At 70.5% G+C, this 16,836-nt stretch carries 15 protein-coding genes; 5 read left to right on the top strand and 10 right to left on the bottom strand.

All coding sequences use genetic code 11. The annotated features are described in order from the left end of the window. Window positions 1-107 precede the first annotated feature (107 nt). From iolD to ACIRSS_RS37225, 8 genes are read right to left on the bottom strand one after another with little or no spacing between them, the layout of a single operon-like run. Complete coding sequence (gene iolD / locus ACIRSS_RS37190) at window positions 108-1,943, bottom strand: 3D-(3,5/4)-trihydroxycyclohexane-1,2-dione acylhydrolase (decyclizing) (protein WP_400903569.1); 1,836 nt, start codon at window positions 1,941-1,943, stop codon at window positions 108-110. Continuing rightward, complete coding sequence (iolB, locus tag ACIRSS_RS37195) at window positions 1,940-2,830, bottom strand: 5-deoxy-glucuronate isomerase (protein ID WP_400903571.1); 891 nt, start codon at window positions 2,828-2,830, stop codon at window positions 1,940-1,942. The genes iolD and iolB overlap by 4 nt, the downstream gene beginning before the upstream one ends. Then, entirely contained in the window at window positions 2,827-3,672 is an 846-nt protein-coding gene (locus tag ACIRSS_RS37200) for an aldolase (protein ID WP_400903572.1), read from the bottom strand. The genes iolB and ACIRSS_RS37200 overlap by 4 nt, the downstream gene beginning before the upstream one ends. Continuing rightward, a complete protein-coding gene (gene iolC, locus ACIRSS_RS37205) occupies window positions 3,669-4,598 on the bottom strand; it encodes a 5-dehydro-2-deoxygluconokinase (protein ID WP_400903574.1) in 930 nt (309 codons plus the stop codon). The genes ACIRSS_RS37200 and iolC overlap by 4 nt, the downstream gene beginning before the upstream one ends. Then, window positions 4,595-5,374 (bottom strand): ATP-binding cassette domain-containing protein, encoded by a 780-nt coding sequence (locus ACIRSS_RS37210; RefSeq protein ID WP_400903575.1) that lies wholly within the window; start codon window positions 5,372-5,374, stop codon window positions 4,595-4,597. The genes iolC and ACIRSS_RS37210 overlap by 4 nt, the downstream gene beginning before the upstream one ends. After that, window positions 5,371-6,414: an ABC transporter permease gene (locus tag ACIRSS_RS37215; RefSeq protein ID WP_400903577.1), complete on the bottom strand. Its 1,044-nt coding sequence runs from the start codon at window positions 6,412-6,414 to the stop codon at window positions 5,371-5,373. Before ACIRSS_RS37215 ends, ACIRSS_RS37210 begins: the two co-directional genes overlap by 4 nt. Further along, window positions 6,411-7,409: a sugar ABC transporter substrate-binding protein gene (locus ACIRSS_RS37220; protein WP_400903579.1), complete on the bottom strand. Its 999-nt coding sequence runs from the start codon at window positions 7,407-7,409 to the stop codon at window positions 6,411-6,413. Before ACIRSS_RS37220 ends, ACIRSS_RS37215 begins: the two co-directional genes overlap by 4 nt. A 23-nt stretch (window positions 7,410-7,432) precedes the next feature. After that, on the bottom strand, window positions 7,433-8,311 hold the full coding sequence (locus tag ACIRSS_RS37225; protein WP_400903581.1) for a TIM barrel protein: 879 nt from the start codon (window positions 8,309-8,311) through the stop codon (window positions 7,433-7,435). A gap of 126 nt (window positions 8,312-8,437) precedes the next feature. Between ACIRSS_RS37225 and ACIRSS_RS37230 the strand changes: the two genes are divergently transcribed. Together ACIRSS_RS37230 and ACIRSS_RS37235 are read left to right on the top strand one after the other, a co-directional pair. Then, the gene (locus ACIRSS_RS37230; protein WP_400904037.1) at window positions 8,438-9,427 is read left to right on the top strand and encodes a LacI family DNA-binding transcriptional regulator; all 990 of its coding nucleotides are present in this window, start codon (window positions 8,438-8,440) and stop codon (window positions 9,425-9,427) included. A gap of 13 nt (window positions 9,428-9,440) precedes the next feature. After that, window positions 9,441-10,439: a Gfo/Idh/MocA family oxidoreductase gene (locus ACIRSS_RS37235; RefSeq protein WP_400903582.1), complete on the top strand. Its 999-nt coding sequence runs from the start codon at window positions 9,441-9,443 to the stop codon at window positions 10,437-10,439. Here ACIRSS_RS37235 and ACIRSS_RS37240 read toward each other — a convergent pair. Then, window positions 10,436-10,729 (bottom strand): hypothetical protein, encoded by a 294-nt coding sequence (locus ACIRSS_RS37240; RefSeq protein WP_400903583.1) that lies wholly within the window; start codon window positions 10,727-10,729, stop codon window positions 10,436-10,438. The genes ACIRSS_RS37235 and ACIRSS_RS37240 overlap by 4 nt on opposite strands. Window positions 10,730-10,775: 46 nt before the next feature. Further along, entirely contained in the window at window positions 10,776-12,617 is a 1,842-nt protein-coding gene (gene asnB, locus ACIRSS_RS37245; RefSeq protein WP_400903585.1) for an asparagine synthase (glutamine-hydrolyzing), read from the bottom strand. A gap of 402 nt (window positions 12,618-13,019) precedes the next feature. Here asnB and kdpF point away from each other — a divergent pair, with 402 nt between their 5' ends. Genes kdpF through kdpB form a run of 3 tightly spaced genes read left to right on the top strand, consistent with a single transcriptional unit; the run spans window position 13,020 to window position 16,830 of the window. Beyond that, a complete protein-coding gene (kdpF, locus tag ACIRSS_RS37250) occupies window positions 13,020-13,121 on the top strand; it encodes a K(+)-transporting ATPase subunit F (RefSeq protein ID WP_400903586.1) in 102 nt (33 codons plus the stop codon). Next, window positions 13,121-14,782 carry a potassium-transporting ATPase subunit KdpA gene (gene kdpA / locus ACIRSS_RS37255; protein ID WP_400903587.1) on the top strand — a complete coding sequence of 554 codons (1,662 nt, stop codon included), beginning with the start codon at window positions 13,121-13,123 and terminating at the stop codon, window positions 14,780-14,782. Before kdpF ends, kdpA begins: the two co-directional genes overlap by 1 nt. Beyond that, the gene (kdpB, locus tag ACIRSS_RS37260) at window positions 14,779-16,830 is read left to right on the top strand and encodes a potassium-transporting ATPase subunit KdpB (RefSeq protein ID WP_400903589.1); all 2,052 of its coding nucleotides are present in this window, start codon (window positions 14,779-14,781) and stop codon (window positions 16,828-16,830) included. The genes kdpA and kdpB overlap by 4 nt, the downstream gene beginning before the upstream one ends. Window positions 16,831-16,836 lie beyond the last annotated feature (6 nt).

Below are 16,836 nucleotides of genomic sequence, written 5' to 3' on the forward strand. Positions count from 1 at the left end.
CTGGGGCGAATCCGACCGCGTGGTGGGCGTCTTTGTCGACGTCCAGGCTGAGAAACACGCTCCCTGATCGGGGAACTACGAGAAAGGTAACGAGCCGCTACCCGCGGTCAGGACTCCAGGTAACGCACCTGCCCGCCCTTTCCGCGCTCGAAACCGTCCCGGCCGGCCAGGTGCTCCGGCACCCCGACCTCCCACCAAGCCCCGGCCTCGGTCCACGTCGACGGCTGCGTCTTCACCACGACCACCGCCGGACGCCGTTCGGTCACCGCGGCCTCGCGGGCCGACGCGTAGGCCGTCCGCAGCGAGTCCACTGTGGACGCCGAGAACACCAAGCAACCCAGCGATTCCGCGTGCCGGGCGAAGTCGACGCGTGGTGGCGAAGCGTGCGAAGTCGTGCAGTCCGCGTAGAAGTTGTTGAACGGCTTCCCGCCCTGGCCCTCCTGAAGCCGCGCGATCACCGCGTACCCGTCGTTGTCGCAGACGACCGCGACGAACGGGTGGCCCGCGAAGGCCGCCGAGAACAGCTCCGAGTTCAGCATCAGGTACGAGCCGTCGCCCAGCAGCGTCGTGACCAGGCCGGGCCACGCGATCGCCGCACCCCACGCGCCGGACAGCTCGTAGCCCATGCACGAGAACCCGTACTCGACGTCCATCGAGAGCGCACCCGACCCGCGCCAGCCGCCGATCAGCTCGCCGGGCAGGCCGCCCGACGCCGTCATGACGTAGTCGTCCGCCGCCGACAGGTCGTTCACGACCCCGACGACCTGCGCATACGAAGGAATCTCCGACGCGGAAGAACGCAGTGAGTCGATGTGCGCGTCCCAGGAAGCCCGTTCACTTGATGCCCGCGCGGTCCACGATGGGTCCACTCGCCAGCTCTCCAGCTGGGCGGCCAGGTCCGTCAGGCCGGCGTCGGCGTCCCCGACCACCGACAGAGCGCCGTGCTTCACCGCGTCGAACCGGGCCGCGTTGAGCGTGACCAGGCGGACGTCGGGGGAGAAGACCGTCCACGACGCCGTCGTGAAGTCCTGCAGCCGCGTCCCGACCGCGAACACCACGTCGGCTGCGGCCGCGAGGGCGTTCGCCGACGAGGAACCCGTGATGCCCAGCGGCCCCGCGTGCAGCGGATGCGAGTGCGGCACCAGCGTGCGCCCCGCCGTCGTCTCGACGACGGGAATCCCGTGCCGCTCGGCGAAATCCAGCGCGCGCTGCCCGGCACCGGAGTAGCGGACGCCGCCACCGAGCACCAGCAGAGGACGCCGGGAGGCACGCAGCACCCCGGCCGCCTCGGTGACCGAACGCCGGTCGGGACGCGGGCGTAGCGGCCGGTGCGTGACCTGCGCGAACAGCGCGTCCGGGAAGTCGTACGTCTCGGCCTGAACGTCCTGCGGCAGCGCGAGGACCACCGGCCCGCTGTCCGCCGGGTCGGTGAGTACCCGCGCGACCTGCGGCAACGTCGAGATCAGCTGCTCGGGCCGGGTGATCCGGTCGAAGTAGCGCGAGACCGCGCGGAAGGCGTCGTTGACCGTCGCGGTCGCGTCGCCGAAGGGCTCGATCTGCTGCAGCACGGGGTCCGGCGCGCGGCCGGTGAACGTGTCGCCCGGCAGCAGCAGCACCGGCAGCCGGTTCGCGTGCGCGACCCCGGCGGCGGTGACCATGTTCAGCGCACCCGGCCCGATCGACGACGTCACGACGCCGACCTGCCGCCGGTGCGTGGCCTTCGCGTACCCGACCGCGGCCAGCGCCATGCCCTGCTCGGTGTGCCCGCGCCAGACCGGCAGCTCGTCGCGGTGTTCTTCCAGGGCGGTCCCGAGGCCGAGGACGTTCCCGTGCCCGAAGATCGCGAAGACGCCGGGGAAGAGCGGGACTTCGCGCCCGTCCAGGGTTTCCGAGCGCTGCGCCAGGATCCAGCGGACCAGCGCCTGAGCCGTCGTCAGCTTCACTGAACACGCCCTTCGTGACTCGTGACGGGGCACCGCGGATCCAGGTCCTGCGACGCCCACGTGTCGCGGACCCAGCTGTGCGCGGGGTCGTCGCAGAACGCCATGGACCGCTCTTCGGCCGGCCCGGCCAGGACGTTCAGGTAGTACATCGGGTAGCCCGGCGCGGCGACGCACGGGCCGTGGTAGCCGCGCGGGATGAGGAACACGTCGTGGTCGCGCACGGCGACGTCTTCGTCCAGGTCGCCGTCGGCGGTGTACGTGCGGTGCAGGCCGAAGCCCTCACGGGACGGCGTCACGCCGTCGCGGCCGGCGATCCGGAAGTAGTAGATCTCCTCGTTGACGACCTCGCATTCGGTCGCCTCGTCGTGCTTGTGCGGCGGGTACGACGACCAGTTCCCGCCCGGCGTGATCAGCTCGCACGCGTTGAGCTTGTCGGCGTGGTCCCAGACCCCGGGCACGCCGAAGTTCGTCACCTGCCGGGTCGCCTGCCCGGCGCCGCGGACCTCGACCGGGACGTCCTCGGCAGGTCCGTACGCCGGGGAGAGGCGGCGGGTGCAGCGCGCCATCGGCAACGCCACCTCCAGACCGTCCTTTGTCGACAACTCGACTTCGGCGTCACGTGGGACGTAGGCGAAGTCCGTCACGCGCGTGAAGACCGACTCCCGGCCGCGCAGCTCGAACACCTGCCCGTCGACCCGGACGGTCGCGGCCCCGGCCACGGGCAGCACGAACGCCTCGAACTCGCCGGTGTGCAGGACCCGGACCTCGCCGGGCGCCAGGGAAAGCACTCGCAGCCCGGTGTAGGTCCAGCCCGCGCTGTCCGGGGTGAGCCGGACCGGGTCGGCGTCGTCGGACAGTGTCCCCAGTGGACGGTGGAGCTTGCTCACTTCGCAGCCTCCTCCAATGCCTTTGCGGCGGCTTCGACATCAGCCCTGACGTTCCTGCCGAGCTGTGTGTGGCCCACGACCAGGCCGTGGACGACCCCGTGCCACAGCATCCACGAGCCCAGGTCGGCGACCGGGTTGCCCGACAGCGGACCGCCGAGCACCACCGGCAGCGTCGTGGCGCCCAGGACAGCGGCCGAGCCGGGCGACGGCAGCTTCAGCCAGGTGTACGCCGACGTCGTCCCGAGGCCCGACGCGACCGTGACCGCCCGCGCCAGCGACGCCGGGTCCTCCTGCGGCACGAGCCTGCCCTCGGAGCGGGCGCAGGGGAATGGCTCGATCATGGCGAACAGGCCGTACGCGGCCAGTTCGGTGACGGCGTCGGCGCAGGACTGCAGGGTCGAGGCCGTGCCCGGGTCGGAATCGACGAGCCGCAGCAGCATCTCGCCGCCGTCGAGGCCGCAGTCGATCAACGTAGGGGCGTCGTAGGCGGTGAACCGGTCGTCGCGGTTCATCGAGCCGAAGACGACCTTGTCGTGCAACGCGCCGAGCAGCAGCAGCTCTTCGACGACGTCGGGGGTGCCGAGCAGGCCGTCGACGGCGGGGTTGGCGAGCGCGACGAGCAGGCGCTCCAGCAGCGTCCGGCGATCGGCCATCGCGAGGGGGTCGTCGCCTACCTCCAGGGCGCCGCGGGCCGGGTGGTCGGCCGCGATGAGGAACAGGGTGCCGTTGTCGGACAGCAGGTTCGAACGGCGTCTGCGCGTCGCGTAGGCCTGGCGGACCGCGCCCGGGTTCGTCGCCCGGGTGTGGAGGAGCTCGCGCCAGCGCTCGTCGGTGAGGATCACAGCAGCTCCTCGATCTCCGTCGCGGTCGGCATGGCGTCGGCGCAGGCCAGCCGGGACGCGACGAGCGCGCCCGCGGCGTTCGCGTACTCCGCGATGCGCACCGGGTCCCAGCCCGACAACAGGCCGTGGATCAGCGCGCCGCCGAAGCCGTCCCCGGCACCGAGCCCGCAGACGACCTCGACACGTTGCGGTGGCACGGTCGACCGGCCGTCCGGCGTCGCCACGAGCACGCCCTCGGCGCCCTTCTTGATGACGGCCAGCCGCAAGCCGCGCTCCAGCAAGCGGTCCGCGGCGGCGTCCGGGTCCGCGGTCCCGACGGCGACCTCGACCTCGGCGCGGTTGCCGACCGCGACGGTGACGTGGTCGAGCAGCCCGCCGATCTCCTCCCGCGCCTGCTCGGCCGACGGCCAGAACATCGGCCGGTAGTCGAGGTCCAGCACGGTGTGCGCACGGCGGCCGCGCGTTTCGAGGATCTTCCGCTGGGTGGTCCGCGCGGGTTCGGCGGAGACGCCGGTGCCGGTGACCCACAACAGGGGCACCGACCCGACGACGTCCCAGGGCACGTCGTCGTCGGTGAGCGTGAGGTCGGGGGCGATGGGGGAGCGGTAGAACAGCAACGGCGGGTCGGCAGGCGGGTTCAGCTCGCAGAACACCACCGGCGTCTGGAGATCCGGCGACGTGCCCACGTGCGCCGAGGACACACCGAAGCCCTCGAGAGCCTGCCGGACGTAGTCGCCGAAGCCGTCCGGCCCGACTTTGGTGAGGACGGCCGTGCGCCGGCCGAGCCGCGCGGCGGCGACCGCGACGTTGGTCGCGGTCCCGCCGAGCGACTTGGCGAACGTGCTGACCCCGGCCAGCGGCACGCCGCTCTGCTCCGGGTAGAGGTCGACGCCCACCCGGCCGATCGTCAGCGCTTCGAGACTCACGCCTTCTCCACCTGCCGCAGCTCGTGCTCGAGCGCTTCCAGTTCCGCACCGCCCGCCATCTGCCGGGTCAGCTCGTTGATGTCGATGTCCTTCTTCTCGTACGACCCGAGCGGCGCACCCCGCTTGAGCAGCAGGAACCGGTCCGCGACCGGGTAGGCGTGGTGCGGGTTGTGCGTGATCAGCACGACGCCGAGCCCGCGGTCCCGCGCCTGGGCGACGTACTTGAGCACGACCCCGGCCTGCTTGACGCCGAGCGCGGCGGTCGGCTCGTCGAGGATCAGCACCTTCGCGCCGAAGTACACCGCCCGCGCGATCGCGACGCACTGGCGTTCGCCGCCGGAGAGCGTCCCGACCGGCTGCTCGACGTCCCGCAGGTCGATGCCCATGTCGGACAGCGCTTGCTTGGTCGTCTCGCGGCCCTTGCGCCGGTCCAGGAACTTGAACGGCCCGAACCCGGTCGTCGGCTCCGAACCGAGGAAGAAGTTCCGCCAGACGCTCATCAGCGGCACCACGGCGAGGTCCTGGTACACGGTCGCGATGCCGCGGTCGAGGGCCTCGCGCGGGGAGGCGAACCGCACCGGCTCGCCCTCCACGAGGAACTCGCCGCGGTCGTGCTGGTGCACGCCGGCCAGGATCTTGATCAGCGTGGACTTCCCGGCGCCGTTGTCGCCGAGCACGCAGGTCACCTCGCCCGCGTTGACCACAGTGGACACATCGCGCAGCGCGATGACGCTGCCGTAGGTCTTCCCGATCTCGCGAACTTCGAGCAGGCTCATCGGCGTACCCTCTCCGCGCGCCGCCGGAAGGCGTTGTTCACCAGGACCGCGGCCAGCAGCATGATGCCGAGGAACAGCATGAACCAGTCGCTGTTCCACTGCGCGAACACGATGCCCTGGCGCGCCATGCCGAAGATCAGCGCGCCGATCGCCGCGCCCACCGCCGAGCCGAACCCGCCGGTGAGCAGGCAGCCGCCGATCACCGCGGCGATGATGTACTGGAACTCCAGCCCGATGCCCTGGTTGGCCTGCACGCTCGCGAACCGCAGGATGTTGATCGAGCCGACCAGCCACGCGCCGAGCGCGGTGCCCATGAACAGCAGGATCTTCGTGCGCACCACCGGCACGCCGACCGAGCGGGCCGACACCTGCGACCCGCCGACCGCGAAGATCCAGTTGCCGAACCGGGTCCGCACGAGCAGCACCGCGGCGATCGCCGTGACGACGATCCACCAGATGATCGACGACTGGAACTCGGTGCCGCCGATGTCGAAGGTGGACGCGAACAGCCCGCCCGCCGACTCGTAACCGCTGGTCGAGCGCATGCCAGACACCTGGACGGTGTTGGTGACCAGCCGCGTCACGCCGAGGTTGAGCCCCTGCAGGGCGAGGAACGACCCCAGCGTGACGATGAAGCTGGGCAGCCCGGTCTTCATGACGAGCCAGCCGTTGAACGCGCCGACGCCGAGGGCGAAGACGAGCGAAACTCCCAATGCGAGCCAGACGTTCCAGCCCGCCTGCGTCGCCAGGATCGCCGTGACCAGCGACGTCGACGCCGTCATGACGCCGGCCGAGAGGTCGAACTCCCCGCCGACCATGAGCAGCGCGACCACGACGGCCATGATGCCCAGGGTCGACGAGTCGTCGAGCCAGGTCGCGACGCCCAGCGGGCTGAGGAACTGGCCGGTGACCACGGAGAAGAAGACGAACACGAGCACCGCGCCGAGGAGCGCGCCGATCTCGGGCCGGACGACCAGGCGGTCGGTCAGGCTCTTCTTGGCGACGCGCTCGTCGGGTTGTGCCTGTATCGCTGCGGTCATCGCGTGCCGCGCTGCGCGTACGGGGCGATGGTGTCGATGTTGGTCTTGTCGACGAAGCCGGGGCCGGTCTGCACCGGGTGGCCGCCGCCGATGGTGTTGCCGTTCTCCTTGTACAGCTTGAGGAACACGATCGGCAGGTAGCCCTGCTCGTACTGCTGCTGGTCGACGGCGAAGAGGATCGTGCCCGCCTTGATGGCCGCGACGACGTCGGCGTTGAGGTCGAACGTCGCCACCTGCGCCTTCGAGCTCGCTTCCTTGGCGGCGTCGACCGCGCGGGCCGCGACCTGCGAGTTCAGCGCCAGCACCGCGTCGATCGACGGGTCGGACTGCAGCGCGCCGCGGATCCGGGCCTGCGCGTCGGTCGGGTTGGAGATGTCGACCTGCAGCGTGGAGACGTTGCCGAAGGTCTGCTTCGCGCCGTCGCAGCGCTGGTTCTGGCCGACGTTGCCGGCCTCGTGGATGACGCACAGCAGCTTCGTCTTGCCGGCCGCCTTGAGCCGCTGGCCGGCGCCCTGGCCCGCGAGGCCCTCGCTCTGGCCGACGTGCGCGATCGCGCCGAACTGCGCGCTGGAGTCCTCGCCGGAGTTGATGGTGACGACCGGGATGCCGGCCTTGACCGCGTTCTGGATCGACGTCTGCAGGGCCTGGGGGTTGGCCATGGAGACGACCAGGCCGCCGACCTTCTGCGCGACCGCGTTGTCGATCAGCTTGGCCTGGTTGCCGGGGTCGCCGTCGGAGTAGTAGTCGACGCCGACGCCCAGGTCCTTGCCCGCCTGCTCGGCGCCGTTCTTCACGACGTTCCAGAAGGCGTCACCGGCGCTGCCGTGCGTGACGACGGCGACCTTCAGCGGCCCGCTCGAGCTGGGGGCCGCCGCCGACGGGCTGCTGCTGGAACCGCTCTTCGAGTTGTCGGCGCTCGGGCCGCTGCAGGCGGACAGGACCAGCCCGGCGGCGGCGAGCGCCGCCACACCGGCCAGCTTCTTGATAGCGAACACAGTCACTCCTTTGGGACCAGGGATCAGTGGGAGTCGGTGATCTTCGCGAGGTGGGCCAGGCTGCGCTCGGTGTCCCGCCGGGGTAGGTCGTCGGGGCTCGAGTCGCCGAGGGCGGTGTCCTGTTCGAGGACGTACCAGCCGTCGTAGCCCGCCGCCTGGACGGAGCGCACCATCGACGCCACGTCCACGTCCCCCTCGCCGAGCGGGGTGTAGATGCCCTGCCCGACCGCGTCGGTGTAGCCGAGCCGGCCCGCGCGGACCTCGGCCGCCAGGTCTTCTCGGACGTCCTTGAGATGCACGTGCCCCACCCGTTCGGGATACCGCTGCGCCAGCTCGACCGGATCCGTCCCGCCGATCATCAGGTGCCCGGTGTCGAGGCACAAGCCGAGATCGGAATCGGCGAGGAACCGCTCGACCTCGGCCCGCTGCTCCACGTGCGTCCCGACGTGCGGGTGCAGCACCGTGCGCAGGCCGTGGGCGGCCGCGAGGTCGCGGACCTTGCCCGCGGTGTCGACGAGGGTCGCCCATTCGGCGTCGGTGAGCTTCGGCCGGTCGTCGTAGCCGTCGAGCCCGGTCGCGGCGGCGAGCACGAGGACGTCGCCGCCGCACGCGGCGAACAGCGCGGCCGACTCCTCGGCTTCCTTCAGCGCGGCGTCCTGATCGGCGTGGAGGACGACGGCGAGGAAGCCGCCGACGAGCGTCAGGCCGTACTGCCCGAGCAGCTCCCGCAGCTCGGCCGGCTCCCGCGGGAGGTACCCGGGCGGCCCCAGCTCGGTCGCCTGGACGCCGAGGGCCGCCATCTCGCCGAGCACGGTCGCCGCGTCCAGCACCCGGCCCCAGCCCGGGACTTCGCAGACACCCCAGGAGATCGGGGCGGCGGCCACGCGGATCGTCGCTGTCACAAGGGGCCTCCGTTGGTCCGTTGGAGCGCTCTATTGATTAGAGCGCTCTAATCTTGTAGCGTCCGTCACATCAAGTCAAGGCCGAGTTTCCGGTGATCAGGGGAGGTGCGCCGCATGCGTCCGACGATGGAGGACGTCGCCGCGCGGGCGGGGGTTTCCCGCGCGCTGGTGTCCCTGGTGATGCGGAACTCCCCGAAGGTTTCCGACGCCCGGCGCGCGGCCGTGCTGCGCGCGGCCGAGGAGCTCGGCTACCAGCCGCACGTGATGGCGCGGTCGCTGGCCAGCCGGACGTCCACCGTGCTCGGCGTGATGGTCAACGACCTGCGCAACGCCTTCTTCGCTGACGTCGTCGAAGGGCTCGACGCGGCCGCGCAGGCCGCGGGCTTCGACCTCATCCTCAACACCGGTGGCCGGAGTCCCACGCGGGAGTGGAACGCCCTGCACAACCTGCTTTCGTTCCGGCCGGCGGGGATCATCCTGCTCTCGCCGGTCGTTCCGGCCGCGTCGATCCAGACCGCGGCCAAGCAGTGCCCGGTCGTCCTGGTCTCGCGGACGAGCCGATCGTCCACAGTGGACACAGTGAACGACGACGGCGAGGCGGGCTCGGCACTGGCCGTCGACCACCTCGTCGGCCTCGGGCACCGGCGCATCGCGCACCTCGACGGCGGCGGCGCGGCCGGCGCGGCCCAGCGCCGGCGCGGCTTCCAGGCGGCGATGCGGCGCCACGGCCTTGAGCCGATCGTCGTGCGCAGCGAGCACACCGACACCGCCGGCGAGAAGTCGGTCCGGGAGCTGCTGGCGACGTACGCGCGCGCCGAGCTGCCGACGGGGTTGGTGGCGGGCAACGACTTCAACGCCGTCGGGGCGATCTCGGCGCTGGAGGAGGCCGGGCTGCGCGTGCCGGAGGACGTGTCGGTCGTCGGCTACGACAACACGTCGCTGGCCGCGCTGCGGCACCTCTCACTGACCACAGTGGACCAGCCGCGCACCGAGATGGGCCGCCTGGCCTTCGAAGCGCTGGTCGAACGCGTCCGCGGGGAACGCACGGAGCCGGTCCGGCACCTGCTGCACCCCTCCCTGGTGGTCCGCGCGACCACCGCCGAGGTTCAGCACTAGGAGGAGCACCACGATGAGGTTGGGACTGGCGGGCACCGGCCGGATCGGCACCGCGCACGCGGAGACGCTGAAGGGCTTCGAGGAGGTCGAGTCGGTCGTGGTGGCCGACGTCGACCCGGCGCGGGCGCATTCGGCCGCCGCGAAGCTGGGCGTCGAGACGGCTTCCCTCGACGAGCTGTTCACCGCGGGTCTCGACGGCCTGGTCGTCACGGCCGCCACGGACGCCCACCCGGGCCTGATCATCGCGGCGGTCGACGCGGGCCTCCCGGTGTTCTGCGAGAAGCCGGTGGCCGCGGACATCCCCGGCACCCTGGCGGTGATCGACCGCATCGGCGCGTCGGACGTCGCGGTCCAGATCGGTTTCCAGCGCCGCTTCGACGCGGGGTACGCGGCGGCCCGCGCGGCCGTGGCGTCGGGCGAGCTGGGCTGGTTGCACACGCTGCGCGCGACGACATTCGACCCGGCGCCCCCGCCGGCGGAGTACGTCGCCCACTCGGGTGGGCTGTTCCGCGACTGCGGCGTCCACGACTTCGACATCATCCGCTGGGTGAGCGGCCGCGAGGTCGAGGAGGTGTACGCGATCGGCGCGAACCGCGGCGAGCAGTTCTTCGCGGACGCGGGCGACGTCGACACAGCGGCGGCGACGCTGACCCTGGACGACGGCACGCTGTCGACGGTGTCGTTGACCCGCTACAACGGCGCGGGTTACGACGTGCGCTTGGACGTGCTCGGTTCGGTTTCCGGGGTGGTGGTCGGCTTGGACGACCGCGCGCCGCTGCGTTCGGTGGAGCCGGGGGTGGCCCTGCTGCCGGGGCCGGCGTACCCGGGGTTCATGGAGCGGTTCCGCCCGGCGTACACGACGGAGCTGAAGGCGTTCCTGGACGTGGTCGCCGGCCGGGCACCATCGCCGTGCGGAGCGGCGGACGCGTTGGAGGCGTTCTACATCGCGGAGGCGTGCGAGGTGTCCCGCCGCGAACGGCGTCCGGTGAAGCTGGCCGAGGTCCGCCGCTAAGCGGGCAGCCGTGGCAGGATCTCCGTCCGCACGTACTCCAGCGCGTCCCGCGACGGCAGGATGTGCGGACCCTGCACCCAAACCACCCCGTGCCGGACCGCGGCGGCCGTCACCCGTTCTCGCAACGGGCCCACCACCCCCGCGCCCAGCACCAGGGCGTCCACCACACCTAGCCGGGACAGCACTGACTCCTCCGAGACGACGCCGTCCGCGGCGAGACCCGCCGCGGACAGCGCCGCCGTCACCCTCGAGACCGTGGCCGGGTTGCGGCCGAACAGCAGCACCTTCATGCCGTCCAGGCTCACACCTCAAGGGCACTCGAAGTCAAGCTCGAGGTCAGGACAGTTCGAGCGTGGGGGAGTACATCTCGATCCAGTGGTAGAAGTCGAGCACGCGGTCCAAGCCGATCCGCATGGCCGGGTCCATGGTCGCCGGGTCCACTTCGGACGCCCGGTGCGCCCAGGCGCGGTCCACCAGGCCGAACACCTCGTGCTTCGGCTCGGCCAGGACCTCCTTGACCTGCTGCTGCAGCGCCGCCGCGTAGCCCGGGTCCTGCGTCGACGGGTACGGGCTCTTCACCCGCTGGGCCACCGACTCCGGCAGCACATGAGAAGTAGCGTGCCGCAGCAGGCTCTTCTCGCGCCCGTCGAACGTCTTCAGCGACCACGGCGTGTTGTACACGTACTCGACCAGCCGGTGGTCGCAGAACGGCACGCGGACCTCCAGGCCCACCGCCATCGACGCGCGGTCCTTGCGGTCGAGCAGCATCCGCACGAACCGGGTCAGGTGCAGGTTGCAGATGGTCCGCATGCGCGCCTCGAGCGCGGACTCGCCGTCAAGGTGCTCTACCGCGGCGACGGCCGACGAATACTGGTCCGCGACGTAGGACTCGACGTCGAGGCTCTTCACCAGCTCCGGCGTGTACAGCGACGCCCGCTCGTCCATCATCGACGTGCGGAACGCCAGCCACGGGAACGTGTCCGCGTTGACGGCCTTCTCGTCGTGGAACCAGCGGTAGCCGCCGAACACCTCGTCGGCCGACTCGCCCGACAGGGCCACCGTCGACTGGCCGCGGATCGCCTTGAACAGCAGGTACAGCGACGTGTCCATGTCACCGAGGCCGGCCGGGATGTCCCGGGCCCGCAGCACCGCGCGCCGGACCTCGGGGTCGGTCAGGTCGCCCGGGTTGAGCATGACGTCTTCGTGCGCGGAGTTCACCAAGGAAGCGACGTCCCGCACGAACGGCGAGTCCGCGGTGTCGCGCATCTCGTCCGGCTTGAAGTTCTCTTCCTGGCCGAAGAAGTCGACGGAGAACGTCCGCAGCTGCTCGCCCTGCTCGGCCAGCCGCGCGGCGGCCAGGCCGGTGACGGCGCTGGAGTCCAGGCCGCCCGACAGCAGGACGCAGCGGGGGACGTCGGCGACGAGCTGGCGGTTGACGATGTCGGTCATCAGCTCGCGCACGCGGGCGACCGTCGTCTCCTGGTCGTCGGTGTGCCGCTTCGCGTCCAGCTTCCAGTACGTGCGGGTCTTGATGCCCTCGCGGGACACGGTGACGATCGTGCCCGGCTGGACCTCCTCCATGTCCTTCCACAGCGACCAGCCCGGCCGCTTGGTGAAGCCGGCCAGCTCGCGGAAGCCGTCGAGGTCGACGACCTTCTTGGCGAGGGGGTTCGCCAGGATGGCCTTCGGCTCGGAGCCGAACAGGACGCCGTCGCGGGTCGGGTAGTAGTAGAACGGCTTGATGCCCATCCGGTCGCGGATCATGACGAGCCGGTCGTCGCGCTCGTCCCAGATCGCGAAGGCGTACATGCCGTTGAGGTGGTCGACGACCTCGTCGCCCCACTGCAGGTAGCCGTGCAGCACGACCTCGGTGTCGCTGTCGGTCTCCCACTGGTGGCCGAGCTTCGTCAGCTCGTCCTTCAGCTCGGTGAAGTTGTACGCCTCACCGCTGTAGACCATCGCGACATCGCCGTTCGGCGTGCGCACCGACATCGGCTGCCGGCCGCCGGGCAGGTCGATGATGGCCAGCCGCCGGTGGCCGAGCGCGACGTGCGTGCGCACCCAGGTGCCCTCGTCGTCCGGACCGCGGCAGGACATGGTCGCGGTCATCGCGTCGACCACTTCCTGGCGGCGGGTGAGGTCGGCGTCGTAGGAAACCCAGCCGGCGATACCGCACATAGGTGATCCCCTCTCCCAAGATTTGCTTAGCCGATACAACTATCGGTAACACAGGTGTAACACGGGCTGTAGATCTTGTCTGCCCGAATTGCACGTTCCGTACTTGTTCGGTCACGCGTTGTGTCGTGAGTCACTAACCGACTGCATTCCGTGATTAATCGGCAAACGTTTGCGTGATGGCCGCCACCAGCCATAAAGACGGCGTAAACGGGTGTCAGGAACGCATCAAGAGGCCGTCAGCCGCAGGTCGGGACGGGGTCCCGGAGCCGCAGAGTGAACGCGTCCGGTCACCGAACCCGGTGACCCGTCTTGAGAGGTGCCTGTGGCCGACTTGCTCTACGCCGTCCTGCTGATCGGCGTGTTCGTGGTGCTCGCGCTGGCGCTGCGCGGACTGGAGAAGCTGTGAGCGGCGCCGGAACCGTGGCCAACATCGTCGGCGGACTGCTGGCGCTGGGCCTCCTCGTCTACCTCTTCGTCGCGCTGATCAAGCCGGAGAAATTCTGATGTCCGACACGATGGCCGGGCTCATCCAGCTCGGCCTCCTCCTCGCCGCCCTCGCCGCGGTCTACAAACCGCTCGGCGACTACCTGGCGCGCGTCTTCTCCACCGAGAAGCACACGAAGCTCGAGAAGGGCCTGTACAAGCTCTTCCGCGTCGACCCGGACTCCGAACAGCGGTGGCCGACCTACGCCGCGGGCGTGCTCGGCTTCTCGTTCGTCTCGGTCGTCCTGCTCTACCTGCTGCAGCGCCTGCAGCCGCTGCTGCCGTGGAACCTCGGCCGCGGCGCGGTGAGCCCGGCCGTCGCCTTCAACACGGCGATCTCGTTCGTCACCAACACGAACTGGCAGTCCTACGTCCCCGAGACGACGATGGGCCACTTCGTGCAGATGGCCGGGCTGACCGTGCAGAACTTCCTGTCCGCCGGCGTCGGCCTGGCTGTGGCGATCGCGGTGACGCGCGGGTTCGTCCGCGCGAAGACCGACCGGCTCGGCAACTTCTGGGTGGACCTCACGCGCGGCACGGTCCGCGTCCTGCTGCCGATGGCGTTCGTCTTCGCGCTCGTGCTCGTCGCGCTCGGCGTCGTGCAGAGCCTCAAGGCCGGCGTCGCCGTGACGAACCCGGACGGCAGCCACAGCACCATCGCCCTCGCCCCGGCGGCGAGCCAGGAGGCCATCAAGGAGCTGGGCACGAACGGCGGCGGCATCCTCAACGCCAACTCCGCGCACCCGTTCGAAAACCCCAACGCCTGGACCAACCTGATCGAGCTGTTCCTGATCCTGGTGATCCCGGTCAGCCTGACCCGCACGTTCGGCAAGCTCGTCGGCAAGCCGAAGCAGGGGTACGTCCTGCTCGGCGTGATGGGCCTGCTGTGGGCGGCTTCGCTGGCCATCATCTGGTTCTCCGAAGCCAACGCGAACAACCCGGCGGCGCTGGCCGCGGGCGCGAGCATGGAAGGCAAGGAGCAGCGGTTCGGCATCGGCCTGACGTCGATCTTCGCCGATACCACCACCGGCACGTCGACCGGCGCGATCAACGGCGCGCACGACAGCCTGTCCGGCCTCGGCGGCGGTGGACCGCTGCTGAACATGCTCTACGGCGAGATCTCGCCCGGCGGCGTCGGCACCGGCCTGTACGGCATCCTCGTCATGGCGATCATCGCGATGTTCCTGGCCGGCCTGATGGTCGGGCGGACGCCGGAGTACCTGGGCAAGAAGCTCGGCAAGCGCGAGGTCACCGCCGCGGCGATCGCGATGCTCGCGATGCCGACCGTGGTGCTGCTCGGTGCCGGGATCGCGCTCTTGCTGCCGGACACGGCGGGCGCGCTCGGCAACGACGGCGCGCACGGCCTGTCCGAGATCCTCTACGGCTACGCGTCCACCGGCAACAACAACGGCAGCGCGTTCGGCGGCCTGACCGCGACGAACGACTGGTTCCAGTCCTCGTTCGGCGTCGCCATGGCGATCGGCCGGTTCGTGCCGATCCTCGCCGTGCTCTGCCTGGCCGGTTCGCTGGCCGCGCAACGCAAGGTGCCGGAAACCGCCGGCACCCTGCCCACCACCGGGCCGCTGTTCGCCACCATGCTCACCGGCACGGTGGTGCTCGTCGCGGCCCTCACGTTCATCCCGGCGCTCGCGCTCGGGCCCATCGCGGAGGCACTCGCATGACCGTCACCCAAGAACGACCGCAGGTGACTCCCGCCACTGAGACCACTGGCCGGGTCGGCGCCGGGGTGTTCAGCCCCCGCCAGCTCTGGACGTCGCTGCCCGACGCGTTCCGGAAGCTCAACCCGAAGCACCAGCTCGGCAACCCGGTGATGTTCGTGGTGTGGGTGGGTTCCGCGCTCACCACGGTCTTCGCGGTCACCGACCCGAGCGTCTTCACCATCCTGATCGCCGTCTGGCTGTGGTTCACGGTCCTGTTCGCCAACCTCGCCGAGGCCGTCGCCGAAGGGCGGGGCAAGGCGCAGGCGGAATCCCTGCGGCGGTCGAAGAAGGAGACCGTCGCCCGCCGGCTCACCGGAACCGGCTCCGAAGAGCGGGTACCCGGGGTCGAGCTGAAGATCGGCGACCTGGTCGTCGTCGAGGCGGGCCAGGTGATCCCGGGCGACGGCGACGTCGTCGAGGGCATCGCGACCGTCGACGAGTCGGCCATCACCGGCGAGTCCGCGCCGGTCATCCGCGAGTCCGGCGGCGACCGGTCGGCCGTGACCGGCGGCACGACCGTGCTGAGCGACCGGATCGTCGTGAAGATCACGACCAAGCCCGGTGAGTCCTTTGTGGACCGCATGATCGCGTTGGTGGAAGGCGCTTCGCGGCAGAAGACGCCGAACGAGATCGCGTTGACCATCCTGCTCTCGACGTTGACGATCATCTTCCTGCTCGCCGTCGTCGCGCTGCAGCCGATGGCCCGCTACTCCGGGTCCGAGCAATCGGTGATCGTGCTGACCGCGCTGCTGGTCTGCCTGATCCCGACGACGATCGGCGCGCTGCTGAGCGCCATCGGCATCGCGGGCATGGACCGGCTGGTGCAGCGCAACGTCCTCGCGACCAGCGGCCGCGCGGTGGAGGCCGCCGGCGACGTCTCGACGCTGCTGCTCGACAAGACCGGCACGATCACCTTCGGCAACCGACGCGCGACCGAGCTGATCCCGGTCGGAACGTCCACCCCGGACGAACTGGCCCGCGCCGCCCGGCTCGCCAGCCTCGCCGACGAGACCCCCGAGGGCCGCAGCGTCGTCGAGCTGACGGCGGACCACGCGGCGCAGGACGAGCACGGCGAGTTCGTCCCCTTCACCGCGCAGACGCGGATGAGCGGCCTCGACATCGGGACCCGCCGGATCCGCAAGGGGGCGGCGAGCGCCGTCCGCGAGTGGGTGCGGGACAACGGCGGCGAGTTCCCCGACGAAACCGAGCGGGTGGTCGACGAGATCAGCGCCCAGGGCGGCACGCCGCTGGTCGTCGCCGAGGACACCGTGGTGCGCGGCGTGATCCGGCTGTCCGACGTCGTCAAGCCGGGCATGAAGGAGCGTTTCGCGGAGCTGCGCGAGATGGGCATCAAGACGGTGATGATCACCGGCGACAACCCGCTCACCGCGAAGGCCATCGCCGCGGACGCCGGCGTCGACGACTTCCTCGCCGAGGCCAAGCCCGAAGACAAGATGGCGCTCATCAAGAAGGAGCAGGAAGGCGGCCGGCTGGTCGCGATGACCGGCGACGGCACCAACGACGCCCCCGCGCTCGCGCAGGCCGACGTCGGCGTCGCGATGAACACCGGCACCTCGGCCGCCAAGGAAGCCGGGAACATGGTCGACCTCGACAGCGACCCGACGAAGCTGATCGAGATCGTCGAGATCGGCAAGCAGCTGCTGATCACCCGCGGCGCGCTGACCACGTTCAGCGTCGCCAACGACCTGGCGAAGTACTTCGCGATCCTGCCCGCGATGTTCACCGGTATCTACGCCCAGCTGGGCGGGCTGAACATCATGCACCTGGCCACGCCGAAGTCGGCGATCCTGTCGGCCGTCGTCTTCAACGCGCTGATCATCGTCGTGCTCATCCCGCTGGCCCTGCGCGGCGTGCGGTACCGGCCGTCGTCGGCCTCGGCCCTGCTGCGCCGCAACCTGCTCGTCTACGGCCTCGGCGGGATCGTCAGCCCCTTCCTCGGGATCTGGCTGATCGACCTGCTCGTGCGCCTCATCCCCGGAATTGGGTGACCGAAA

Origin of the sequence: Amycolatopsis sp. NPDC101161 (assembly GCF_044768185.1) — a bacterium.
GTDB lineage: Bacteria > Actinomycetota > Actinomycetes > Mycobacteriales > Pseudonocardiaceae > Amycolatopsis.